Origin of the sequence: Intestinimonas sp., assembly GCF_026169115.1 — a bacterium.
In the GTDB taxonomy this organism is placed as follows: domain Bacteria; phylum Bacillota; class Clostridia; order Oscillospirales; family Oscillospiraceae; genus Intestinimonas.
Genome location: NZ_JAPFEA010000090.1, coordinates 1 through 24304, shown reverse-complemented (window position 1 = coordinate 24304; position 24304 = coordinate 1). Strand labels below are relative to the sequence as shown.

Below are 24304 nucleotides of genomic sequence, written 5' to 3'. Positions count from 1 at the left end.
TTTTTTCCCCATTTCTCAACCCCTTGCGCCCCAAGGGTTTGAGGCCGCTTTTTGGTAGCATTTTGGTAGCATTTCCATTTTGGGACGGTTCCAAAGGGCAAAAAGCCCCGCCGCAGAATACTCTGAAATAATAAGGACCTCTTTGAACTAAAGGGGTTGTACAAAGCAATGCAGAATTGACTGGGGGAGTTGCAGATGCAACTCCCCCAGTCAATTTTTATATTCTCAATTTGATTTGGATATCACGGTATGATGAGTAATTATCGCCCGCCATACTGCGACGTTCTATGTGACCACTGGAAGGATTCAAAATCACCATGCTTATTTGACTGTTCTACCATCCGAATCATCCTCTCGCCCTCCCTGGTTGCTATTATGCCATGGAAACGAGGCGGTAGATATTTTTTATAAACAAGAGCAATCATTTCTACTACCATACACTCAGTCCATCGAAAAAACGAATGCTCCTTGTGCATAAGACATTTTTTCGATAAGCTGAGCCTGGGCAAGCGTTTATCGCTTTCTCACTCTACTTCCTCGTATTCCAGATCATCAGGCGTCCGAGCGCCATCTTTTTCAAATATACCATCCGTCTGACAATGAGGGCAATGGCCAAAGCTGTCGCCAAAAACGGGAATTAGGTCAATGGCGTATTTAAAACGTCTGCCACATTGAGGACAGTGGTAATACATGAAGCAGGGCCCCCAACTCATTTCTTCAGCCCTAGAATCTCGCGGGCGTCATTAGGAGTGGCTACCTCGTTGCCATACTCGCGGATAACCCGGGCAGCACGCTCCACGAACTGGCGATTGCTGCTGACCAACTGGCCCTTGCTATACATTACATTGTCCTCCATGCCCACGCGGATGTGGCCGCCAAGGGCGACAGCGCTATATAGAATCTCCATCGCAGAGTGCCCCACACCGAAGCAGCTCCATGTGGCGCCAGGGCACAACTGATCCATGGTTTCCTTCATGAACAGCAGATTCTTTAGGCTTCCAGGGATACCGTTGGCACAGCCCATGCAGAACTGGAAGTGCAGAGGGCCCTTCAACACGCCCTTCTTCAGGTAGTAGGCAGCGTTGCCTATCATGCCAGGATCAAATGCCTCAATTTCTGGCTTGATTCCCCACTCCTGCATATCCTGGCCCAGCGCCTCCAGGAATTGAGGAGAATTGAGAAACACAGAGGAATTCAGCCAGTTCATGGAGCCACAGTCAAAGGTGCCCATCTCTGGACGCAACTCCTTCAGATGAGCTTTCCGAAGTTCGTCGCTGGCTACCAAAGCACCGGAGGTGGTCATATTCAGTACGATGTCGCAGTCAGGGTGGTTGGTGCGCAGCAAACGGACGGTCTCAGCGAACTTCTCCACATCCATAGTACCATTGCCATTTTCATCGCGCATGTGCAGATGGGCGATGGCAGCGCCGCCTTGCCAACAGTCATAGACGTCCTCGGCAATCTCGGCAGGCGTCATGGGGACATTGGGGTTATTCTCTTTTTTAGGCCACGCACCGGTGGTGGCCACAGTGATGATGGTCTTTTTTGCCATGATAAATTCCTCCTTAAATGAAATGGTTTACAACATCTCAAAAATACCAGCCGCGCCCATTCCGCCACCGATACACATGGTAATCATGGCGTAGCGGCCACCCTGGCGCCGGAGTCTGGACAGGGCTTTACAGGTCAGTATTGCGCCGGTAGCACCCAAAGGATGGCCCAGTGCTAGAGCTCCGCCCTCAGGGTTGACCTTGCCCATGTCAAAGCCCAGCGTGCGGATGCAGGGGATGGCCTGAGCAGCAAATGCTTCGTTAAGCTCAATGGTGTCGATCTGTTCCAGGCTCATGCCGGTGCGCTTAAGTACCTTGGGCACAGCATAAATGGGGCCGAGGCCCATAAGCTCGGACTCGCAGCCTGCGACGGCAAACCCTACGAAACGAGCGATGGGTGCGATACCAAGCGCATCCGCCTTCTCCCTACTCATGACTACAACAAAGCTGGCGCCATCGCTCATCTGGGAGGAGTTCCCAGCAGTGACGATGCCTTCAAAGCTGGGCTTCAGCTGAGCCAGACTATCCAGAGAGGTACCTCGACGGATACCCTCGTCCTTGTCGATGACCTTGGTGGTGCCATCGGGAGCGGTGGTGGTGATGGGAATGATCTGATCATCAAAGGCGCCAGCATCCTGAGCGATGGCGGCCAGGGCGTGGCTGCGCACAGCCAGTTCGTCCATTTCCGTGCGGCTGATGTGGTGAAGCGCTGCTACACGCTCGGCAGTATAACCCGGAGCCATATAGGCTTCCTCATAAGCTGCGACCAGGGCGGGGTTCCGGAATTCCGGCTCCAGAAACATATTTTTGATGCGGGTCATGCTCTCTACTCCGCCGGCCACAACCACATCACACTGGTTGGCAATGACGGCATTGGCAGCAGTGGCGATGGTTTGCAGGCCGGAAGAACAGAAGCGATTTACAGTCTGGGCAGCAGTCTCCTTGGGCAGACCAGCCATCTGCGTAATCAGCCGGGCCATATTCCAGCCCTGGGTACCCTCAGGATTGGCACAGCCCACAATCACATCGTCAATTTCCTTGGGGTCCAGCTGAGGGATCTTGGCTAATACGCCTTTCAGGGTCTCGGCACCATAGGTGACAGGATGGACCGTAGAAAACCCACCCTTGTAGGCTTTGGTCACAGCAGAACGGCCATAGGCCACAATGACAGCTTCACGTTGATTCATAGTGGATATGCTCCTTTCCTTTACAATAAAATACAATAGATCATGTTATAGCTTTATTCGATAGACGCGCTCAAACTCCTCCAGCAACTGATCCCGAAAATCAGGATGTGCAATGGAGATGAGCTTCCGTGCCCGTTCCTTTACAGTTAGACCACGAAGACAGGCGGATCCGTACTCAGTGACCACAAAGTGGACGTTGCTCCTGGTATATGTAACACAAGTACCCTCTGGAAGCGTGGGACGGATACAGGATTCGATGATGGGTTGCCCGGTAAGTGGGTTCTTACGGGTGCGGGTAGATTTCAGGGTGATAATGGATTTTCCACCGGCCATTTGCGCACCAACGCCCGTGTCCACCTGACCACCGCTGCCTGAGATTTGATAAGCGCCCACGCCTTCAGAGGCACATTGACCACTCAGATCAACATAGAGGGCAGCATTGATGGAGACCATCTTACTATTCCTTGAAATTATTTCCAGTGCATTGGTGTAGGAAAGGCTTTTGTGCAGAATGGCCGGATTGTCGTCAATATAGTCATACAGTCTGCGGCTGCCCATAGTAAAAGAGGTGACGGTCAAGCCCTTGTGTAGGCTCTTATTATGATTGGTCGCCGCGCCGCATTCCAACAGCTCCATAGCACAGTCAGAGAAGGATTCGGTGTGGATACCAAGGCCTTTCTTTTCCCTTAGCCGTCCTGCCAGAGCGTCGATGGTGCCGCCGAAGCCCAACTGGATTGTGGATCCATCCTCCACAAGCTCTGCCACATGTCCGCCCAGCAGTTCGTCTTCCAGGGTAGGAGTCTCCCTGGCTAAGGTGGCGGGATAGCGGTCGGACTCTATGATTCCGTCCACTTGTGAGATGTGGATGAGTGTGTCACCAAAGGTTCTTGGACCGTGGGAGGCTACCTCAACAACGAGTCGTTTTGTCCTGGGAATAAGGTCCTGCTCCATAATGGCGGAACCACACATAGTGAACCAGCCATGCTTGTCCATGGGCGAAACAGTGACCACCATCAGGTCTATCTCTGAGACAGCCCAGCCCCAGTCCCGGGATATATTGCGCAGATGGTTGGGAACAAAGGAGCAGGTATCCCGGCTCGCGGGCCCTTGTAGAATTCGGTTGTAGAAGGCGGCCTCTATGGTAAAGGTACTTCCGGCGTTTGGCGCGCTGAAAACAGTCAGGTCCTCCAGAGGCAGATAGGTCATCAGGCGGATATTCTCTCTGCGGCCGATGAGCCCGCCCAAGGCATTTCCAAAATCTATGGGGGTAATCGCCCCGCCGGGCAGGAACACCGTACTGCCAGAGGCTACTGTTTCTGCCGCATCTTCTGCGCTCAATAGCTTGCGCTGGTACAGCTCACTTGTCATATTTCCTCCTGAAGAAAGGAGGCGGGCAGCAGTGTTGTCGCCCCCCCCTCTAGGTTCGATGCTCAGGGAGCTATTACTTGCTGTACTTACTGACAGCCATGCTTCCCTTTTCAGTGATGCTCAGCTTCCGCTTGAAGAGCCCGCCCTCAACAATATAGCCCTGGCGAGTCAAATGAGAGGAGATCGCAGCCATCTTCATAGAGGCCACGTTGTACTTCTTCACGAACTCAGCCTGCTTATCGGGAGCATTCTTTACGATAGTCAGCAGCTCCACATACATGGGGCACAGGTGCTCCTTGGCCATCTCAGCCTCGGCACCAGTAAGAGGAGCCAGAGCCTTCTCGCCCTTCTCAGTGATGGAGTAGGTATAGAACTTGGTTCCGGTCATTCCAGCGCGGACGATCAGGCCGCCCTGGTCCAGCTTTTCCACAGAGGCGGAAGCCTTAGCAGAGTCAACTCCCATATAGTCAGTGATGTCGGCCTGATAGCAGTGCCCCAGACGGATGAGAGACAGGACCTGTCTGTCAAAGTTGTCCAGTGTGACATCAATACGGTTGGTGGATGTGGGAATGCGCTCCCAATCCTTCCTACCATAGTATTTGGACTTACCGAAGCAACTGCCAATGAGAGCGGCCACCAGGGTAATCAGGAAGCCTGCGGTAGCCATGTAGATGTAGTTGCCAATGTTGAAAATGTGCAACACGTCGTTGAGCAAAGTGAACAGGCACATGGAAATCATACCAGCAAGAGCACCCACAAAAGCACCAGTGTTATTGAAGCGGGGCCAGATAGCGCCCAGCATCAGTAGGATGGCGGGGGGGACCAACCAGCAGTTTGCAAAGGCGAACAGATAGGTGGCACCGCCAGGGAATTGGCACAGGATCCAGGTGACAACGCCCAGACCAATCATAATGAACTTGGACATTCTCAGGGTCTGCTGAGGGGTGGCCTTGGGGTTGATCAGGCGTTGATAGATGTCGCGGCTAGCGACAGCAGAGGCGCCCAGAGCAGAGGTGGAAGCAGTGGAAATGGAGGCAGCGCAGGCACCTACTACAAACAAGGAGCCCAGGATAGGCACGAAGGTGCTGGCCAGGAAGCCGTAAGCACCGGTGGCAGCCAGTTTACCACCGCCCTGAACAAAGGCCTCAGGGTAGTTGGCACCGGCATACAGTCCGATGATGGTAAACGGAATCATGAAGATGATGACCAGTAGCACGGCGGCTAGAATGAAGGATTTGCGGGCAACCTTCTCGCTGCGGCAGGAGGCGATCTTCATCCAATAATAGTTGTTGCCCCAAACCAGAGCGGCCGCAAAGCAGATGACGAAGTTCAGCCAGGAAGGATAGGTCAATGCAAGTACGGGTGCACCGGAAGCGCCGTTGATACCGAAATTCATGAAGTCGCTGTTGGCCCAGTTAGCAGCAATGGCGTCAAAGCCGCCGAAGCGGTTGGCCAGCAAGGTGAGCATCAGGGGGACGCAGATGACACCCAGGCACACCTGGAAAAAGTCCGTGATAGTGGCAGCCCACAGGCCAGAGATGAAGGTAAAGGCAATGATGACCAGGAAGATGATCAGGGTAACCATGGTGGTATTCCAGCCAGTGTAGGCCACGATGGAGGATACGCAGGAGACAATGTTGTTGGCGAGGATACCACACATGCCGATTACGGAGGTCACGGCGACCACGGGACGAATCTTTGCAGAGTAACGCATCTCCAGATACTCAGGTAAGGTCTGCGCTCCGTTCAGACGGACAAACTTGCCCCACAGCACGCCGTAGAGCAGTAGACCAGCGATGCTGTAAATGAGCCCCCAAGACAAGGCGGTCTTCATGCCATACATGATGGTGAAGCCGGGGGCCAGGGCCACAGTGGTGCCAGCATAGCCAATGGCAATGACACCCATCATGTTAATGGTGGTGGACACGCCGCGGCCGGCCAGGACGAAATCAGAAGCGTCAGACACCCAGCGCTTGGCATAGAAGCCGCAGCCAACCAGGATTCCGATAAACACAATAAACATAACGACGAATACTGCGTTATTCATGGATACTCTCCTCTCTATATTGGAAGACAACGATGTCTCTGGAATTACAAATCATGGGTTCGCATTCGAAATTATTCGTCCAGAATGGCGATTACCCGGCACCAGCCAGCGCTGCCGCCCTTCACAGGGATGGGCAGAGCGTAGACAGTATAGCCGTCGTTGGGGATGTTATCTAGATTGGCCAGTTTCTCAATGTGGCAGTAGGCCTTCTGGCGGCCTTCGCGGTGGCCCTCCCAGATGATAGACGTGTCCTTGGTCTTGGAGAACTCCTGCGCCTCAAAGGGCAGAGGCACATCCCAACTCCAGCCGTCGGTACCACAGACATGGACACCTTGGTCAATCATCCAGTCGGTGGCCTCGGCACTGACACCTGCACCTGCAACCAAATACTCCTTCTGGGCCCAGCGGTCGCCATGGATGCCAGGGGTAGTGCTGCCCCGGGCACCGGACTTCACCAGAACAATCTCGCCAGGCTGCAGGGTGTGGTTGATCTCAGCCAGCTTGTCAACAAAATCCTGCTTGGTGATCTTATAGCCGTCAGGCTTGTCAGAAAAGTCCAGTTTGACGCCGCGGCCAATGCACCACTCTAGGGGAACCTGATCGATGGTCCAGGCCTTCTCGCCACCAGGAATATATGCCTCATTCTGGCGGGGGAAGTAGTGCCAGGGAGCATCCAGATGTGTTCCGGAATGGGTGCACATCTGAACAAAGTCAATGGCCCAACCGTTGCCCTCAGGGAGGTCATCTACGGTAGTGCCGGGGAAATAGTCACCCATACCAGGAGCTGTCTTCTTGTGGTCCCAGCGGTCGATTTTGGGAATCTGGATTGGGGGATCACAAGGCAAGTCCTCTTCCAACAGAACGGTCAAGTCAACGATTTTCATACAAAGATCCTCCTTCAATATAGCTTTGGGCAATGCCACAGAGTGTTAAAGCAAATCCTGTGCCAAGTATGGAAAATGGTGAATTCCATTGAAACGCAAGGATTTGACGTTCTTGGCAGGGACCGTGATGTGTAAATAAAACGGTACACATTGAGCTGGCTGTGGACTTGCCTCCCATATAAATTTCAAAAACGTTGCACACCAGAGAAAAAAGAAAGAAAAAAGGTGCTGAACTGCAAAAATAGAAAATGTAAGTTTTTTATAACATGTAAACAAATATATACATATTTTGCTGCTAAACTATCGGATTTGTGGAAGAAGAAGGAATTAAAAAGACGAAATTTGTAAAAATACACCAAAGTTAAAACAAAATTTTAGAAAGAAAGCCACTTGAGTTTTCTAGAGAATGACGCGTATAATAAAATAGTTTTATTCGCATTGGTGAGTTTCTGCGGTGGTCGCATCGGTAGTACAGCAATGCAAGACCAAGGACCGTTTGGAGCGGAGGTGTTTTAGGTGAAGCGAAATTCTTTGGATACCATTGCCAGAGAATTTATTGAGCAGCTCATCGCTGCAGTGTTGGATGAAAAGGGAAACTACATATTTGTCAGCCAGCACTGGCAGGACTGGTTTGGAAAGAAGGCCGAAGAGGTACTGGGACACAATGTGCTAGAAATTGTGCAGGATTCCCACGCAATGGAAGTACTTCGTACTGGAGAGCCACTCTCCGTCCAGCGGGTCATGAGTCGGGACACGCCTATATTCACCTCCTATCTGCCCAGGCGGAACAAGGATGGTAAGGTATGCGGCGTGTTCCTCTATGTGATAGTGGATGGAATCGCTAATGCTCGGGATATGATTCGACAGGTCGAGGTCATGGTCAATGAGGTCGATTATTATAAGGAAGAATTGTCCCGAGAGAGGGGTGCCCGCTATGGTCCTGACAGCATCATCGGTAGTAGCCCTGCTATTCTTCAGATGAAGAGCCAGATCATACAAGCAGCCAAATCCTCTTCCACGGTGCTCATTGAAGGGGAGACTGGTAGCGGTAAGGAGCTCGTCGCGCATTCTATTCATGCTCTCAGCGCCCGCCGGGCGGCCAACTTCGTACGTGTCAACTGCTCAGCCATACCGGCAGAGTTGATGGAGTCGGAGTTTTTTGGATATTCTGCGGGAGCCTTCACTGGGGCGCTCAAGAAAGGAAAGGTAGGCCGGTTCGAACTGGCTGATGGAGGCTCTATTTTTTTGGACGAGGTCAATCTGCTGACGCCCACCATCCAGCCTAAATTTCTGCGGGTGTTACAGGAGATGGAAATTGACCCCGTGGGCAGCGATCACCCCAGAGCAGTGGATGTGCGAGTCATTGCAGCCACCAATGTTCCGCTGGAGAATCTGGTACGAGAGAGAAAATTCCGCAATGATCTTTATTGGCGGCTGAATGTGATCCGAATCCAAACACCTCCCCTGAGGGAACGGATGGAAGACATCCCTGCCCTGACAGAAAATATCATTCAGCGGCTCAACACTCAACTGGGCATGGCGGTGCGTGGGGTGAGCAAAGGTGTGCTGGATCTGTTCATGGAATATACCTGGCCCGGCAACGTACGGGAGTTGCAGAACGCTATTGAGTCTGCAATGAATATGGCCCAGACGCCGATTTTACAGGTGCAGGACTTTTCGCCCCTGGTACAGCGGATCAATGCTGGCCGGTTCCGTATGCTCAGTGGGGATGAAGGATCTTCCCTGAAAAACTTCAAACAGGATTTTGAGCGAGAGGTGCTGATGGGTGCACTGGAAACCTGCGGTTGGAACAAGGCGAAAACGGCGCGTATGCTGGGAATATCCCGAACTACACTTTATAAAAAGCTGGAACAATATGGCCTCGTTGCCAATGTGGCTAAAATGGAGAACCATTAAGTAAACGGGCAGAAAAACCGTCTCTCGTTGCCTCCATCTAATGGATTCAAGACTTTACGAGATTGATATTTTTGGGTTCCTTCGCTTTTTTCAAACTGTTTTTGATTCCCAGTGCCGACAAAGCTGCTTGCAAACAGGTATGAAAAAGGGCTGTACATCAGTACAGCCCTGAACCTGTATAGTAATCGGCACTTTGTTTTTTGTGCTTTTCTGATTTTTGCGTTATCCTCCCTGCATCCGCATGAGCAGAGAGGAATACGCCCTGTTGAAAGAGGAAGGCAGAGCAGCCGGTCTTTTCCGTCCGCCGCCTGGCCAGATGGTGGACCGGTTCCAGCAGGTAAGAAAGCTATGGTACCCCTATATGGCCCACTATCTGTCTGTTGCGGGGCTGTCAGTCACCACCTACTTTCGTAAACTGATCAAGGAGGTCCCGTATGGCCTCGCGGGTCCAGCGGAAGGATGGTACAGGCCGTTGAAGAGAAACAGGGGGCTTTTAACCAAATTACCGGGAGCTCCACTACAACGACATTGGCTATGTGGAACTCACTCCACCTGAAGGTCAGTCCACCACCAAGGGTGCGTGAGACAAAAAGAAGTCCCCGGCAGATACTGCCGAAGCAATATCTGCCGGGGGTTCAGACACCTGCAAAGTTACCCCTGTCAGGGGGAACCAAAAGCGGCGGGGCGGGAGTATATCAGGTCGATCATTCACCCACGACTTGGGCTTTGATGAGGTTGGTGCTGCCGCTCAGGCCGATGGGCACGCCGGCGGTGATGACCACGGTATCGCCGCACTTGACGGCGCCCTCCTTCCGGGCCACGTCCACAGTCATGGAGAAGAGGCGGTCGGTGGAGTCCACCTCGCCGGTGAGGTAGGGGTGTACGCCCCAGGAGATGGCCAGCTGGCGGCGGGTCTGCTCGCTCTGGCACACGGCGATGATGGGGCAGGCGGGGCGGAACCGGGAGATGACCTTGGCGGTGTGGCCGGACTTGGTGGCGGCCAGGATGGCGGTGGCGCCCAGGTCCATGGCGGTGAGGCAGCAAGAGTGGGTAATGGCGTCGTTGATGCTGGAGACGCCGGGGGTGAGGGCGTTTTCACGGAAGCGGCCCCAGTAGTCGATGGCGGACTCGGCGGCCACGGCGGTGTCCACCATGGTCTTGAGTGCCTCCACGGGGTACTTGCCGGAGGCCGTCTCGCCGGAGAGCATGACGCAGGAGGTGCCGTCAAAGACGGCGTTGGCCACGTCGGAGACCTCGGCGCGGGTGGGCCGGGGATTGCGGATCATGGAGTCCAGCATCTGGGTGGCGGTGATGACAGGCTTGCCCTGGCGGATGGTGGCCTTAATCATACGCTTCTGGATAATGGGGACCTCGTGGGCGGGGATCTCCACGCCCAGGTCGCCCCGGGCCACCATGATGCCGTCGGAGGCGGCAATGATCTCCTCCAGGTTGTCCACGCCTTCCCGGTTCTCGATCTTGGAGATGATGCGGATATCCTCCCCGCCATACTCGCGCAGACAGGCCCGGATGTCCTCCACGTCGCTGGCCTTCCGGACGAAGGAGGCGGCGATAAAGTCGTAGTCGTGCTCAACGGCGAATTTCAGGTCCTCCCTGTCCTTTTCGGTGAGGGAGGGGAGCTGGATGTGGACGTCGGGGATGTTGATGGATTTATTGTTGGAGAGCGTGCCGCCGTTCTCCACCGTACAGATGATTCGATGGCCCTCCACCTTCTGTACCTTCAGCTCAATGAGACCGTCGTCTACCAGGATGCGGCAGCCGGGGCCCACCTCCTCGTGGAGGTTCTGGTAGGTCACGGAAACCTGGGTCTCGTCACCGACCACCTCGTCGGTGTCCAGCACGAACTGAGCGCCCCGCTCCAGAGTCACGGGGCCGTTGGAAAAGGTCTTGACGCGGATCTCAGGGCCTTTGGTGTCCATCATGGTGGCCACCGGGCTGCCCAGGGTGTCCCGGACCCGCTTGAACATATTCAGCCGGGCCAGCTGCTCGGCGTGATTGCCGTGGGAGAAGTTGAAACGGGCGCAGTTCATGCCGGCGAGGATGAGGGCCTTGAGCATCTCCTCGTTGTCTACGGCGGGGCCCAGTGTGCAGATCACTTTCGTCTTTCTCATAAGAATACCTCCTGATAGGTACCTAGGTTTGTTACGTTTGAAAGTCTACTTGCTTATCATACTACATCCAACGGCATTTTGGAAGTAAAATTTTTTAGAAATCTGTAAAAATACATTCCGCCACTTTCGTGAAAAATGACCGGAGGGGCGGAGCGGAAGAATGCGCGGAAAAGGTGCCAAAACTGACAAACGAATGGGGAGGTCCGCTAAAATGTAACTTCCGGAATAAACATCCCAATCGCGGAACGTTTATTCCGGAAATTCCATTCTCTGAATATTACCCCGCCTCAGAGGGGGTGAGCGCACCCAGCAGGACAAAGCGGGCGTTATCAAACTCATAACTGCAGGTGGAGAGGACCAGGATCCGGTCCGTTTCTTTGGGGGCAGGTCCGCTTTGGAACCAGGACTGTCCGGCCATCTCTGCCGCCCAGCCGGGAAGATCCTCCTTCGTTCGGGACAGGTCCCAGACCCCGTGGCCGCTGTCGGCCACGAACCCGGAGAAGAACGTGATCTCAAAGGTTCCCTCCGGCGTTTCCAGCAGGCCGGTGGGGTGCGCGTCATAAAATTCCTGCTGCTTATATTCCACCAGGTCGGAAAACATGGTTCCGTTGCGCATATTGTGGCCATAGACGATGCTGCACGGGTCGGAAAAGCCGGCGCTGCACTGGGCGTCCAGAAAGATGCTGCCGGCGATGTTCCACTCCCCCGTAATCATCCGCCGGAGGTAGTACTGGTCATCCGGCCCCTGCACCACGGGATAGTCGATTTTGGTGCCGGGAATGGAGAGCCAGGCCACCACATCGGGGTTGACCGCCCAAAGGGCGTCAAAATTTCTGGACGGGGTCTGCTCCGCCTCCGATTCCGGCTCTGATTCCGGCGCCGGGGGGAGGAGGGACAGTTCTTCCATCTTCTGGTAGGTCTGTGCCCCCTTCCGGTATTCGGTCAGGAGCGTGACGACCTTCCAGCCGGAAAATGCCATCACCGCCAGCAGGACGGCGCAGAGCGCCAGATAGACAGACCGCTTCTTTCTGCTCACCGCTCCCGCCGCTCCTTTCGCAGCCTGCCGACCAGCAGGAAGAAAAGAACGGACGCGCCGGCCAACAGGGAAAGCCACAGCTCCATTCGGGTCTCATCGCCGGTTTTGGGCGGCCCGCCGGGCTGCTCCAGCGGAGGTTCTCCACCGGGCCCGTCCGGCTCTGTGGGGTCTGCCGGCTCCGTGGGCCCCGGGGGGTCTATCGGGTCCGTGGGCCCCGGGGGGTCTGCCGGGTCTGTGGGCCCCGGGGGGTCTACCGGGCCTGTGGGCCCCGGTGGCTCTGCCGGGTCCGTGGGCCCCGGTGGCTCTGCCGGGTCCGTGGGCCCCGGTGGGTCTATCGGTTCTGTGGGCCCTGGGGGGTCTATCGGGTCCGTGGGCCCTGGGGGGTCTACCGGACCTGTGGGACCCGGGGGGTCTACCGGGCCTGTGGGCCCTGGGGGGATTACCGGGTCTGTGGGGACGGGGGGTACGACGGGCTCGCCCGTGACAAAGGTCAGGGAGAATCCGAAATCGATCCCCCGCAGGTCGTAGCTGTTGGGCAGCTGAGCCGCCAGGGTCACATGGGGCAGGGTGACGCTCTCCCCCGGCTTGAGTACAATGGTTTTCAGCTTTTCCACCTGTTTTTCCACAGGGTCCAGCCGGTGCAGATAGTTCCAAAGGCTCAGCCCGTCGGAGGAGAGCTGCTGCGGGGTATGGGGCAGCCGGATACCGGAACCGTCAAAGGAGAAGTACAGGCCGTAGGCATAGAGATAGCGATAGCCCAGGGCGATGAGCTCCGGGTCGGTCTCGAGCAGCTCATAGTCCTGCCGCAGCTGCCGCGCCCCGGCGTCGCCGGTCAGGGCGGCCCCCCAGCCCCAGGAGAGAAAGCGGGCATAGGCCGGGTCACCCTCCAATTCGGCGGCGGAGATGCTGCGGGGCTGACGGATCTCCGATTGTCCGGTGTATCCGCCGGCGGCGGAGCCCAGGATCTCACACTGGTGGCTGGGGTGGAGGTCCGCCAGACGTCTGGCCCGGCCACAGGTATGGGCAGAGTTGGCACAGTGGGTCTTGTAGTACTCCAGCAGGTACGCGGCATAGGAGGAATAACCCAGCTCCTCCAACCGCTCCTCCAGCCCCGCCACCTGCCGCAGGGTCATGTCTGCGCTGTCCCGGACGCCATAGACCGCCTTTAACGGTCCTGTGACGGAGCGCAGCACCGTCATGGAGCTGGGGATGTACTTGCCGTCAAAGCCCAGCTGTCCGGTGACCGCCCCGGCCTGTCGGGGCGGCTGGGTACGGAGGGCGGGGCTGGGCGGCCCCACGGTCACATCCCGGTCAATGTGATTCTCTGTGGTGAAGGCGTAGTCCGAAAAGGAATAGGTGCGGTCACTTTCGTTCTCGATGCGGATGCCCACCTGGGCGGACTGCCCCGGCTGGGTCAGGCCCGCCATGAGGGTGTTGGCCGCATCGGCGCAGTCGATGGTCACCTGTTCCCCGGCCTGGGCGGAGAGGGTGTAGACCACCGTGTTGTTCTTTGTGTCATAGGTGCGGGTATAGCCGGCGGAGGCGGCCTGAGCGGGCACAGCCACCCTTACAGCGAGGCTGAACCCGAGGACTGCCGTCAGCAGCCCGCGCCATATTTGCCTGTGCATGGTTCAGCCCCCCTGTAAGGGGCGGACGCCGGAGTACGGCGTCCGCCCTCTGTGATACAGACTCTGTTGTGTCAGGAATGTGTAGGGCAATCAGGGCACGGTAGGAGTATAATATCCCTTGCCAGTCTTGACAATGTTGTAGACCAGTTGTTCGGCGGAATTTGTAGTAACGGCAGCCACACTGTCAGTATTGCTGTTTTCAAATTCTTTCCAAGTAGCCTTGACGGCATCCCAGTCCATCTGCACCGCCTCCATGACGGGGGTGATGGTGTAGGTGGCGCCCTTAAAGGCATTGCCGGCCTTCTCCGAGATGGACACGGATTTCAGCAGGGGCTCGGAGATGGACGTGCCGTCCAGGGCCTTGGTGTAGTAAAAATAGCCATCCTTAGCCAGATACCAGGCAGCGGTATTAGCATCCTTCAGAGCAGCCCCGTCAGTCTGGACCTTGTCCGCAAAGTTCAGCTCCACGGCGTAGGGTTTTTGGAAATCATCCGTCTTGTGGAAATCACTACCGTAATAATCATCCAGTTTTGCGTCGCCCTTTCCGTGCGTCACGGTAAGACCAGTCAGTCCGCCCACCGCGCCATCTCCGTTTTGGGTTGTGGCATCCTTGTATATATTATAGGCGTACTTGACCTCGAAGTTTTCAGGCTTCGCTGCTGTACCAGTGGTGCCAATGACCGGTGTCACCTGCACCAGATGGTGGTTTCCGCTGCCGGTGGGGGAAGCCTCACTCACATAGGCCAGGTAGCTGTAAACGGTGTTGGCCTGAGCGGTCCCTGTGGTCTCCTTCCGCAGGACGGTGATGCCCTGTGGAACACTAGTGGTGTAGGTGGTATAGCCATTTGTCGTGTAAGCCTTAATCATCTCATCGCTGATGAGCACGGGGACATAACCATTTTCTTTCGTCTTATCCGCGGTTGTCTCATAGACCACCTTGATCTTATCCACTGTGCCGTCCGGAGCATTGTCCTCCATCTGCAGCAGGCTCAGGGTCTCCTCCAGCTTTACCCGGACGATCACGGGCACGTTGCCGCTGTTGGTGACGCCCACCTCCTTGGTGACGTCCGTACCGGGGACCAGAGGGATGGGGTTATCCTTGTCGAAGGCTTCCGTGATGGTCACGTCAAAGTTGTCCATGCCGAAGACGTTCTCGACCTTGTCCGTGGTGGTGAACCAGGCGAAGGTGCCCGCCGCCACCATAACCACGGCCAGAGCGCCGGCGCCAAGCGCGATTTTCTTCTTGTTTTTCATATCTCTGCTCCCTTTCTTTCTCTATGGAAGGAATCGATTCCGGCACATCGCGCCGATGTGCCGGCAGCCGCCGGTCAGGGTGGGGGCTATGTCTCCGCCCGCTTTTTGCGCCAGGCCCCAAGGCCGATCCAGCCCCCGGTGACCAGGACCACCGCCCCGATGCTCAGCACCAGATGGGTCTGGATCCAGGCCACCGCCGCCCCCAGCAGGGGGATGTGGAACACCACCACGCCGATGACCGCGTCGCCGGGAAACATGGGGTCGGTCTGGTCCACCGCGTCGCCCTTGGTCTCGATCAAAACCTGCCCATCCTTCATCAGGGTGTTCACTACCCGGTGGGTGACGGTGGTCCCCACCTCGTCGGTGGGGTAATAGGTGACGATGTCGCCGGTCTGGAGCTCCTCCGCCGGGACGGCCTTGACGATGACCAGATCCCCCTTGCTCAGCTCCGGCTCCATGCTGCCGGACAGCACATTGTAGGCCCGAAAGCCCAAAAAGGTCTTATTGGGGTCCTGGTTCAGGGCAAACATCAGGCTCCCCCCCAGCAGGGCGACGATCAGCACCACAAAAATCACATCGCCCAGGATCTGTCCGAATTTCTTCACGCCGTATCACCCCCCCACGTCGTTTCCCAGCCCGCCGGCAGGTCGCCGGCCCAGGCGTCCTTCCAGGCGAAGGCGTCGGCCTGCACCGTCTCGGCGTAGACATAGATGTCCAGGTCATACTGGGTCAGCAGTTTGTTGTACTCGGCCAGCACTCTGGCGTGGGCCTGCTCCAGCGTTTCGCCCGTGCCCAGAGAGACCGTCTCGATGGGCCAGACGTCCTCCGCCGTCCGAATGGTCACCGCCCGGAAGACCGGCGCTGTGCGCCCGGTGACCGGGACGATCTGGTTGTAGTACAGCCACTCGGAATCCTTGGCGCGCCCCCGGTACCAGCCGACGGTTCCGCTTTGGTCCCAATAGGGGCTCGGATTGGTCCTGTTGGGGGTCAGAGCGAGCCGCAGGGCAAAGTTTTTCTGCCCTTCCTCCACCTGACTGTCGTCTTGAAGAATATCCAGCAGCTGCTGGGCGGTAAATGCGCCGTCTGGGCCCAGTCCCCCCTGGTCGGCGGCGAAAAAGCGGATGTAGCCGGGGTTTTCCACCCGGTTTGCGGCATTGCTCTCTTTTTTAGGCGTCCAGACCTCCTGGAGCTTCACCCGCACCACAAAGGGTATTTCGCCGGTGTTGACGATCTGGGGGTCCTTGGGCAGCACGTCCCCCGGCTGCACCGGGGTGTCCGGGTCCTGCCAGGAGGGCTCCTCGATCACAAAGTCCAGTTCGGAGATATCCAACTGGTTGACCACATGGTCCTTGCCGGAAAAGTAGGAATAGGTCCCGCCGCAGATCACCACCAGAAGACACAGCGCGGCTCCGGCTGCGGCCAGGGGGAGGGGGCTGCGGCGTCTCTTCTGCACCCGTTTTCCGGCGGTCTTCTTCTGCAGCCGTTTTCCAGCCGCCTTTTTCTGCCCTTGCTTTCCGGCGCACAGCAAACGTTTACCTGCCATTGGCCTCCTCCTCTCCCTCTTCTCTTCCTCTGCCATCCGGCGGACCGTTTGGACCGCTCACCGGCTTTTGCAGGACTGGGTCGGGCACCGCCACATCATCCAGGAGTTCACAGGGGCTCTCAATAGTCAGGGGCTCCTTGCTATCGGTGGGGATGTGGTTGACGATGAATTTGCCCGCCGCGGCGGCGTAACTGCCCCGATGGTCGTCTGCAACGGGAGCGCCCCGGACCACATTGACCACAGTGGCGGCGGCGTTTTCTCCCGCAGTCACCGTAACAGAGATGTCTTGTGCCGGGGTGATATTCCCCGGCACCAAGGAGGCGGCCGCCTCCTTGATCGTATAGGTCCCGGCTGCGGGGTTATCCAGCACCACGCGCTCTCCGGGATGGAGGGAAGCGGTGCGGATCAGCTTGCCGCCTTCCTCATAGATCTGTATGGTATAGGCGTAATCCAGATCCCCCAAATTGGGGATGGCCCCGTCCTCATAGCGCAGCTCCTTGGTGACGGTAAGGGTATGGGTCACCGTCGGCGCCATCAGGTCGGCCTCGCCGGCGTCCACATAAAAGGGCGGTTGAAGCTGGGTGATGTGTTCTGTTCCGCTGTGCGGCGTCGGTGCAGCTTCACCCGGTGTGGCTGTCTCTCCGCTGCGGGTCTGGAAGGTGCTGTCCACCACCTCAGACTTGCTGAGCCAGCCCTCGATATTCAGCAGGTTCAGCAGTACGTCCAGATCCAGGTTGGCCAGCAGGGCGGTGTTTTCCTCGGTACCCACATAGGGATTGATCCGATTCACCGTGCCCTTGACCGTGTCGGCATAGACGGCATTGCCCATCGTCACGGTACTGCCGAAGTTCAGCCCCAGGAAGGCCCCGGCGTAGCCCATGGTGGTATTGGCGTCGGTGTTCGGGCCGGAGCCGCCGCCGTACACATCGTAGCCGTCCCAGGTGGCCACGCCGGTGACCCTCACGTTTTCGATCTTGGAGCGGTTGGCCTTGATGAGGTCCACATTCAGGCCAACACCATTGATAATGGCTTTCAGCAATCCCAAATCTATGCTGAGGAGCATGGCGTCGCTCATGGCCCCCATAAAGCCGCCGGCGATCTCATCGGACATGACAAGGATCAAATCGGTGACGGCGCAGTTTTTGATGCGGCAGACATCGGCGTAGCCCACGAAGCCGCCGGCGATCTCGTGCCAGCCGCCCTGGGCCAGGACGGAGCAGCCCCCTGCCGTTCCGGTGAGGGTGGAGTCCTGAATGTGGGAGCCGAACACATCGCCCACACCGGCGGAAAGGCCCAGAAGATCCCCCAAAATGCCCAATTCATCTGTGGTGGCCACATCTCCGGCCTTCAGTATGGAGCTTTTGCCCATCCGGGCCACAAAGCCGCCGGCGTAGTTTTTGCCGCTGACCAGAGAGAGGTCCTCTGCCGAACAGAACCGGACCACCCCCGCCTGGAGCAGTCCGCCGAACCCGCCGGAGCAGGCAGCCTTGTCCTCGTCCTCGTTCCACTCCGCAGATTTCCAGGCGTAGCCGTTGGTGCTGCTCACCCGGTAGCCCTCCTGGACGCCGGAGACGGAGCTGTTGTATATGTAGCTCTTGGCCAGCTCCAGGGCGCTGATCTGTCCCACGGTCAGCAGCTGGAGCAGGGTGAACTGCTGGCTGCTGCCCCCCTCGTCCGCGCCGGAGACGCTCAGGGTGTCGGCGGCGTCGGCATAACCGAAGAAGCCGCCGGCGTAGTCCCCCGCCGTCACCGAGCGCAGGCCGGTCACGGTGATGTTGGCTCCCTGGGAAGCTGCGTCCGAATCAAGGGAGGGCCGATCAGGGTGTGTTTTGCTGCCCACCTGGGCGCCCTGGAGCAGTCCGGCGAAGCCGCCGGCGCTCCGGCCCCCTTCTCCGGCCACATAGAAGCCCCAGTCGTCCACCGCCGACACATCGGCGTAATAGACCGTGGGGACCGTGGCCGAGATCAGGCTGAGGAAGTTATCAGGGAGACGGACCAACTTACCCAGCAGGCCCAGCCCGCCCAGCGAGGCCACCGATACGGCGCTCATGCTGCCGGCAAAGCCCCCCGCGTCGCTGAGCGCGCCGGAGGCGGTGACGCTGCGCAGGCGCTTGGTGAAGCAGTGGCTGGACACGGGGCTGTAAGTGTGGACCAGGGGAGAGGCGTCTTCGGCAAACCCCTCCGGGTCGGCCTCGCCCCAGATCTGCCCGCCGCGCACCGCACCGGCAAAGCCGCCGGCGCTGCCGTTGTGGGAGATGATCTTGCTGCCGGAGCTGCACCCATACACGCCGCTGGTCTTGATGACCGGCACGATGGCGTTGACCACGCCCAGGAGCTGATTGTCGATGCTTTCCACGCCGCTGACCAGTCCGCCCAGCAGGGAGGACTCCAGATCCGCCTGGGCCACGCCGCCGGTGAGCATCGCGCCCACAAAGCCGCCGGATTGCTGGACCGCCTCTGCCGATAGAAGGTCATAGGCGATGCCGTGCTCCACCACGCCGGTGGTCATGACGCCGCAGTACCCGCCGGAGGCTTCCGTTCCGTCGTGGCCCACGGCGTAGCCGTAATACCGGGAAAAATCCGCCCGCTGGTCGGCGTTATGCTGATGGAGGTATTCCATCTGGGCCTGGGTCACGTTCCGCAGGGGGCCGGTGACGCCGGTGTTGCGCTGGGTGGGGACCACCACCTGCCCCACAGAGAGCAGCTGGCCGAGATCCACCAGCCCGCCCAGCAGACTGATATTGCCCAGGGAGGCCAGGTCCGCCGCCCGGGTGTATCCGCTGTACCCGCCGGCATACTGGCTGGCGTCCACCTTCAGCAGCTGAAGAATGTCGCAGGTCTGGCCGGTGCCGTAGACTTCTGTTTCGTGATGCTCGGCGTTGCCGGAGTAGTCGGCGGTCTTGGCGCTTCGCTCCTTGACTTCCGCTGCATTTTCATCGTTGCCCCAGATCTGGCCGCCAGCGTTGAGGCCCACATAGCCCCCAGCAACGCCGATCTTGGTGGCATCGCCGGTCACCCCTGCCAGCTTCGAGCCGTAGGAGAGCACCGTGCCGCCGCAGGGAACGCACTTGGCGTAGCTGTTCTTCACGCTGGGCACCATGGTCTGGAGGGCGGACAGCAGGCCACCGTCAAGTTCAATGATAACGTCCAGGATCCCGCCGGTTCCCTCTGCCGCCCTGGCCACGTCGCCGGGCGCCATGCGGCCAATGAAGCCGCCGGCATATTCCTCGCCCCGGACGGCGTCAATATGGTTGGCATAGCAGCCCTCGATATGGCTGCCCTCAAAGTTGCCGATGAACCCGCCGGCCATGCCGGTATCTGTCCAGCCACCAACCAGATCGCTCACCCGGTCAAAGGCGGTGATGGCGCAGCCGCCGGAGGGTCCCTGGGTGTGGCTGGTCTTGAGAATGGACACCGCGCAGTCCAACAGGTTTGCAATGCCTGTCACGCTGGCCAGCTCCCCTATGATCCCTGCGCTGCCCAGCTGGGCTACCGAGCCGATGGTCACATAGCCGCCAAAGCCGCCGGCATAGGAGGTGGCATCCACAGCGGCGAGGTTTTCATTGGCGCAATCGGTGACCTGAACCGCCGTTCCGTAGCCCAGGAAGCCGCCGGCGCTGCCGCAGGTCGTGCCGTTGGTCCCGGCGCGGTTCTGGGCGTCCTTCCGCTCCCCGGGGACATCGGACGCACCCGCAGGCACAGCCGATACGGAATAAGCCAGGTCGCTGCCCCCATTGACGGTGCAGCCATTGAAGCGGTTGGGGAAGGTGTTCAGCAGGGAGAGTACGCCGTTCAGGCCCAATAGGGACATGACGTCGATCGTGTCAAAAGTATTGTCCAGCACCCCGGCGATGGAGCCGGTGTCGGCCACAGCGCAGAAGCCGCCGGCATAGCCGTCCGCTTCCGCCGCAGCGAGCCTGGAAACGGCGCAGTTTGTGAATTTGCTGTTGACGCTCCAGGCCACAAAACCACCGGCTGCGGCGTTCTTGGCATCGTTCCGGGCTGTCACAGAAAAGCCGGAGGGGATACCGGTGACCGACGAGTCGCGGACAAAAGTGTGGACTGCGTCAATGACGGAGACCAGGTTGCTGACGGAGATCAGGCCGAGCAGCTCCAGACCGTTGCTGTTCTGCCCGGCCACCGTGCCGGGGATGATCTGGCCGCCGAAGCCGCCGGCGTAGGACGCCGCTGAGACAGAGCGCAGATCATGGATGCTTACATTGACCACATCGCCGCCCATGGCGTAGCCTACCGCGCCGCCGGCGCGGTCGCCGGTGGCGGTGACGGTATAACCGCCGCTGCCGCCGGTCAGGGCCACATGGTTCAGCTCGAATCGCTCATACTGTACGGCGGTCAGATTGCTGAGCAGGTCCACGGCGCTGACCAGTGTGGCCTGTCCCACGATGCCGCCCACATAGTCGCGGCCCGAAACGGCAGACAGACCGTGGATCTCTGTAAGATACTGGGCCGTTACCGTACCGCTGTTCCCGATCTGGTCCTCCACCGCCATTTGCAGGGTGTCGCTGGCCAGTCCGTCTGTGCCTGTAATGGTGAGTTCTGAACCATCCTCCTGATAGAACCGGTCTGTATTCTCGTTGTCCCGGTAGACGATCTGCGCACCTGTATCGCTGTAATAGGTGAACCGCACCTGCCCCTTGCTGTTGGTGACCTGCTGATAGACCGGCACCACGGCATTGTGGCCCCTGTTCGGCAGATCGTGCTGGTTAGAGACGGTCTCGTTCCCGTTTAGGACAGCTGACCAGTCTTCATTGCGGAATGTGGCGGAATGCACCGGCTTTTTGCCTTCATCCAGATGGATCGAGTCATAGACGTGATAGATTGTTTTTCCGGAGATATCAGGCACCGGAGCAACCGCCCACGGGTTGCCGTGGACATCCTCCAGAACGATTTTACCATCCACCAGCCGCCCGTACACACCGCTAATCAGGTCGCCATTATGGATAAGTCCTTTTTCAACGATATCGTCCACTGACACATAGACCGGCTGGCCGTCTGCATCCTTGAGCTGGGTGCGGGAGTACTGCCGCTCCACGACCTCCTCCACGATCTGGCCGCCCTGGAGATAACCCACAAAGCCGCCCACCCGCTGGTCGCCGGTCACCGTATAATCGGTTCCTTCCACCGAGCACCCCGCCAGCTGGGAGGCGTGCAGACCGATGAGGCTCAGGACGCCAGCGTCCAGATTGACGCCCAGCACCTTGTTCAGCAGCTCCGTCAGAGCGCCGCCCAGCTCCAGCGTCCCGTCGCCTTTCAGCTCCAGGTTCAGCGTCTCGTCCAAAAGGTTCAGGGCCTCGGCCAGATCGCCGATGCCCACATAGCCCGCAAAGCCGCCCACATAGCTGCCCTTGGCCGTGACGCTGCTCAGCCCCGTGACGCCGCATTGCGTGTTCTCCGCGCTGATGGTGACCGTGCTGGCCATCACTGCCCCGGCAAAGCCGCCGGCATAGGCCAGATTGGTGGTGATACCGTCGTTTCCCTGTGTAGAAGTGACCTGGAGGGCGCTGCCCTCGGCCATGCAGTCGGTGAGGGCGCACCCGGCGGGGAAGTCCACCAGATTGACGCCCAAACCCTGGAGCAGACCCACAATGGGGGTGTTGTTGACGCGTCCGGCAAAGCCGCCCACATTGGTCAAGGCGGTGACAGATCCGATCCCGGTGACAGAGCAGCCCGTGAGCCGGGTGCCCTGGAGCCGTCCGGCAAAGCCGCCGGCATAGCTGCCAGCGGCGGAGACCGCACCTGTATCCGCCGCAAAGGAGACCGTACAGCTGGTCAGGACCGCCGGGTCATAGCCCACCGGGATCAGCTTGTCTACCCCCAGCTTGTCGATCAGGTTGCCGACAAGATCCTCCGTGGGCAGCAGGATATTCAAAACGGAGTCCAGAATACTGCCCAGGCCCTCCAGAAGTCCATTTACCCCCTCCAGTGTACCGCGGAGCAGATAGCTGGTCGCGCCCATGGTCTTGCCCACAAAGCCACCGACACACGCCTGACCGGAAATGTCGGAGACATTGCGGACGTGGCAATTTGTGACCGTCACATTGCCGCTGATCTGTCCGGCAAAGGCTCCCACCGGGACATCGGCGGCCACTTCGGGAAGGGTCACGCCATCCAGCACCAGGTCTCGCACTTCGACTTTTTCAAAACCGAGCGCGGTCACATCGGTCCAGCCCACCAGCAGCCCGGCCACATCGCCCAGCAGCCCGGTGATGGTGCCCAGCAGGCCGCCTACCAGCCCCACCAGGCCGCCCAGGATCCCGCCGATAATGCCGCCGGAGCCGCCGCTGTCCTTTTTCACATCATCCGCGACGCCTTTGGAGTAGAGCGCGCCGAAAAAGCCCACGCCGTGTTTGTCAGCAGTTTCCACTACCCGCACTTGGGAAATGCATCGTTCCTCCCCTTGTGCAAGAGGGCGAAGTATGTAGTGAGGTACGCCCAAAAGATCAGTAGAGACGTCCATTCCTGCACCGATCATGGTGCCGCAGAAATCCAGCGGGGTCCATTCTCCTGTCAAAGTGATGTCTGCAACAATGGCGTAATCCTCGTCAGCTGTAAATTTGCGAGATTTGTCCAAAAGTCCACCTGTATCTGGGACGGGATCACCGGAACCGATCTTCCGAAGCTCCTCCTCCGAGTCAATGAGGATGTAGGACACCTTGTCCAGTTCCAGGACGGCAGGCGCTCCGTCTGCCAGCGGGTCCGCTTCCGGAAGCTCCTCGGCGCCCGGCGCTCCGGGTACCGGCGTATCGGAGGGGGTTTCCGGTTGAGACATATCGGGCTCCGGCTCTGGTATTTGCTCTGGTTGTTCCGGGTCGGAACCATCCGGTGTCGTGCTCGGCGCTGGAACCTCCGGTGTTTCATCCGGAGGCGGTTCCGGAGCAGGCGTCTCCGGCGTTTCGTAGGGCCCGTCATCCGGGGAGGGCTGTGTCTCATCCGGCGCAGGAACTGCCGGTAGATCGGGCGGCCCGCTGTCTGGAGGGGGCCCCGTCTCATCCGGCGCAGGGTCACCCACCGGGACGTCCTCAAAGGGTTCCCACCCGGTCTCCGTCTGCGGGATCTCGGTGGTGTCCTCCCGCTCGCTCTGCGCCGCAGCCACGGGCAGACTCAGATGCATGACCAGACAGAAGCACAGGAAGCAGGCCAAGAACCTTGTATGCAATCTATGCTTTATCATGTATCCTCCTGTTTCTCTCGATCTCCTGCCAAACTGATAAAAAGTAAGCCAAATCGGAAGCAAAAAAGAGGCCGGCGAGTAAAACTCGCCGGCAACATCACAGATGCTCTGAGAATTGAAGGTGGAGCAGCATCTTCTCGGTCAGTACAACCTGACTTGCCAGAGAAATCTCACTCGCAGCGCCTCAGGCCGTTTCTGATTCCAAATGACTCCAAATCTTTGGTCTGGGGTGTTACTGGGGAACGGCACCGCCGGCTTCGTCCAGCGGATTATGGGAAAATGAATGAATTCTTTTGTTTATTATAGCAAATGTTCACATCATTTTCAATACAGAAAGCGCATATCGACGAATAAAATCTCGTTCATTTTCCACAAAAATTTTTGAAGCTGCTTCCCCCGGCAAGACGCTTCGGTCTTGCCGGGTCCCCTGGGATAAGCCCTCGCCCCCCGTAAAAAAAGCCCACGGCACAGGTGAACTGTGAACTGAACTGCCCCAGCCTATGCAGACAGCACAAAAAAGAGCCCCTGGTAGGAAATATTGAGTTTTAAGTGGAGAGGCGTCGCGCCAG

At 58.2% G+C, this 24304-nt stretch carries 14 protein-coding genes; 1 reads left to right on the top strand and 13 read right to left on the bottom strand.

From position 1 onward, the window contains the following. Positions 1-709 precede the first annotated feature (709 nt). The 5 genes from Q0Y09_RS08240 to Q0Y09_RS08220 all read right to left on the bottom strand — a co-directional run bounded on the left by Q0Y09_RS08240 (position 710) and on the right by Q0Y09_RS08220 (position 7036). A complete protein-coding gene (locus Q0Y09_RS08240) occupies positions 710-1552 on the bottom strand; it encodes a 3-keto-5-aminohexanoate cleavage protein (RefSeq protein ID WP_297720254.1) in 843 nt (280 codons plus the stop codon). 27 nt (positions 1553-1579) lie between these two features. Then, positions 1580-2737 carry a thiolase family protein gene (locus Q0Y09_RS08235; RefSeq protein WP_297720251.1) on the bottom strand — a complete coding sequence of 386 codons (1158 nt, stop codon included), beginning with the start codon at positions 2735-2737 and terminating at the stop codon, positions 1580-1582. Positions 2738-2782: 45 nt separating this feature from the next. Further along, positions 2783-4105 carry an acetyl-CoA hydrolase/transferase C-terminal domain-containing protein gene (locus Q0Y09_RS08230; protein WP_297720248.1) on the bottom strand — a complete coding sequence of 441 codons (1323 nt, stop codon included), beginning with the start codon at positions 4103-4105 and terminating at the stop codon, positions 2783-2785. A gap of 73 nt (positions 4106-4178) precedes the next feature. Then, a complete protein-coding gene (locus Q0Y09_RS08225; protein ID WP_297720245.1) occupies positions 4179-6152 on the bottom strand; it encodes a sodium:solute symporter family protein in 1974 nt (657 codons plus the stop codon). A 71-nt stretch (positions 6153-6223) separates the two neighbouring features. Next, positions 6224-7036 (bottom strand): cyclase family protein, encoded by an 813-nt coding sequence (locus tag Q0Y09_RS08220; RefSeq protein WP_297720242.1) that lies wholly within the window; start codon positions 7034-7036, stop codon positions 6224-6226. 516 nt (positions 7037-7552) lie between these two features. On the opposite strand from Q0Y09_RS08220, the gene Q0Y09_RS08215 reads away from it, so the two are divergent. Then, positions 7553-8953 (top strand): sigma 54-interacting transcriptional regulator, encoded by a 1401-nt coding sequence (locus tag Q0Y09_RS08215; RefSeq protein ID WP_297720240.1) that lies wholly within the window; start codon positions 7553-7555, stop codon positions 8951-8953. 704 nt (positions 8954-9657) lie between these two features. Here Q0Y09_RS08215 and pyk read toward each other — a convergent pair. From pyk to Q0Y09_RS08175, 8 genes are all read right to left on the bottom strand, one after another. Further along, a complete protein-coding gene (gene pyk, locus Q0Y09_RS08210) occupies positions 9658-11082 on the bottom strand; it encodes a pyruvate kinase (protein WP_297720236.1) in 1425 nt (474 codons plus the stop codon). A 277-nt stretch (positions 11083-11359) separates the two neighbouring features. After that, positions 11360-12118: a class B sortase gene (gene srtB / locus Q0Y09_RS08205; RefSeq protein WP_297720233.1), complete on the bottom strand. Its 759-nt coding sequence runs from the start codon at positions 12116-12118 to the stop codon at positions 11360-11362. Then, a complete protein-coding gene (locus Q0Y09_RS08200; protein ID WP_297720230.1) occupies positions 12115-13746 on the bottom strand; it encodes a sortase B protein-sorting domain-containing protein in 1632 nt (543 codons plus the stop codon). The genes srtB and Q0Y09_RS08200 overlap by 4 nt, the downstream gene beginning before the upstream one ends. Positions 13747-13836: 90 nt before the next feature. Then, positions 13837-15000 carry a BsaA family SipW-dependent biofilm matrix protein gene (locus tag Q0Y09_RS08195; protein ID WP_297720227.1) on the bottom strand — a complete coding sequence of 388 codons (1164 nt, stop codon included), beginning with the start codon at positions 14998-15000 and terminating at the stop codon, positions 13837-13839. Positions 15001-15086: 86 nt separating this feature from the next. Continuing rightward, a complete protein-coding gene (locus Q0Y09_RS08190; protein WP_297720224.1) occupies positions 15087-15605 on the bottom strand; it encodes a signal peptidase I in 519 nt (172 codons plus the stop codon). Then, on the bottom strand, positions 15602-16543 hold the full coding sequence (locus Q0Y09_RS08185; protein WP_297720221.1) for a BsaA family SipW-dependent biofilm matrix protein: 942 nt from the start codon (positions 16541-16543) through the stop codon (positions 15602-15604). Before Q0Y09_RS08185 ends, Q0Y09_RS08190 begins: the two co-directional genes overlap by 4 nt. Further along, a complete protein-coding gene (locus Q0Y09_RS08180; protein ID WP_297720219.1) occupies positions 16533-23705 on the bottom strand; it encodes a hypothetical protein in 7173 nt (2390 codons plus the stop codon). The genes Q0Y09_RS08185 and Q0Y09_RS08180 overlap by 11 nt, the downstream gene beginning before the upstream one ends. A 343-nt stretch (positions 23706-24048) precedes the next feature. Further along, positions 24049-24304, bottom strand: a 256-nt coding sequence (locus Q0Y09_RS08175; RefSeq protein WP_297720216.1) for a hypothetical protein, incomplete at its 5' end; no start/stop codon positions are given.

Coding starts and splice junctions, on each gene's coding strand:
- Q0Y09_RS08240 (WP_297720254.1), bottom strand. CDS start 1,552: ATGGCAAAAAAGACCATCATCACTGTGGCCACCACCGGTGCGTGGCCT.
- Q0Y09_RS08235 (WP_297720251.1), bottom strand. CDS start 2,737: ATGAATCAACGTGAAGCTGTCATTGTGGCCTATGGCCGTTCTGCTGTG.
- Q0Y09_RS08230 (WP_297720248.1), bottom strand. CDS start 4,105: ATGACAAGTGAGCTGTACCAGCGCAAGCTATTGAGCGCAGAAGATGCG.
- Q0Y09_RS08225 (WP_297720245.1), bottom strand. CDS start 6,152: ATGAATAACGCAGTATTCGTCGTTATGTTTATTGTGTTTATCGGAATC.
- Q0Y09_RS08220 (WP_297720242.1), bottom strand. CDS start 7,036: ATGAAAATCGTTGACTTGACCGTTCTGTTGGAAGAGGACTTGCCTTGT.
- pyk (WP_297720236.1), bottom strand. CDS start 11,082: ATGAGAAAGACGAAAGTGATCTGCACACTGGGCCCCGCCGTAGACAAC.
- Q0Y09_RS08200 (WP_297720230.1), bottom strand. CDS start 13,746: ATGCACAGGCAAATATGGCGCGGGCTGCTGACGGCAGTCCTCGGGTTC.
- Q0Y09_RS08195 (WP_297720227.1), bottom strand. CDS start 15,000: ATGAAAAACAAGAAGAAAATCGCGCTTGGCGCCGGCGCTCTGGCCGTG.
- Q0Y09_RS08185 (WP_297720221.1), bottom strand. CDS start 16,543: ATGGCAGGTAAACGTTTGCTGTGCGCCGGAAAGCAAGGGCAGAAAAAG.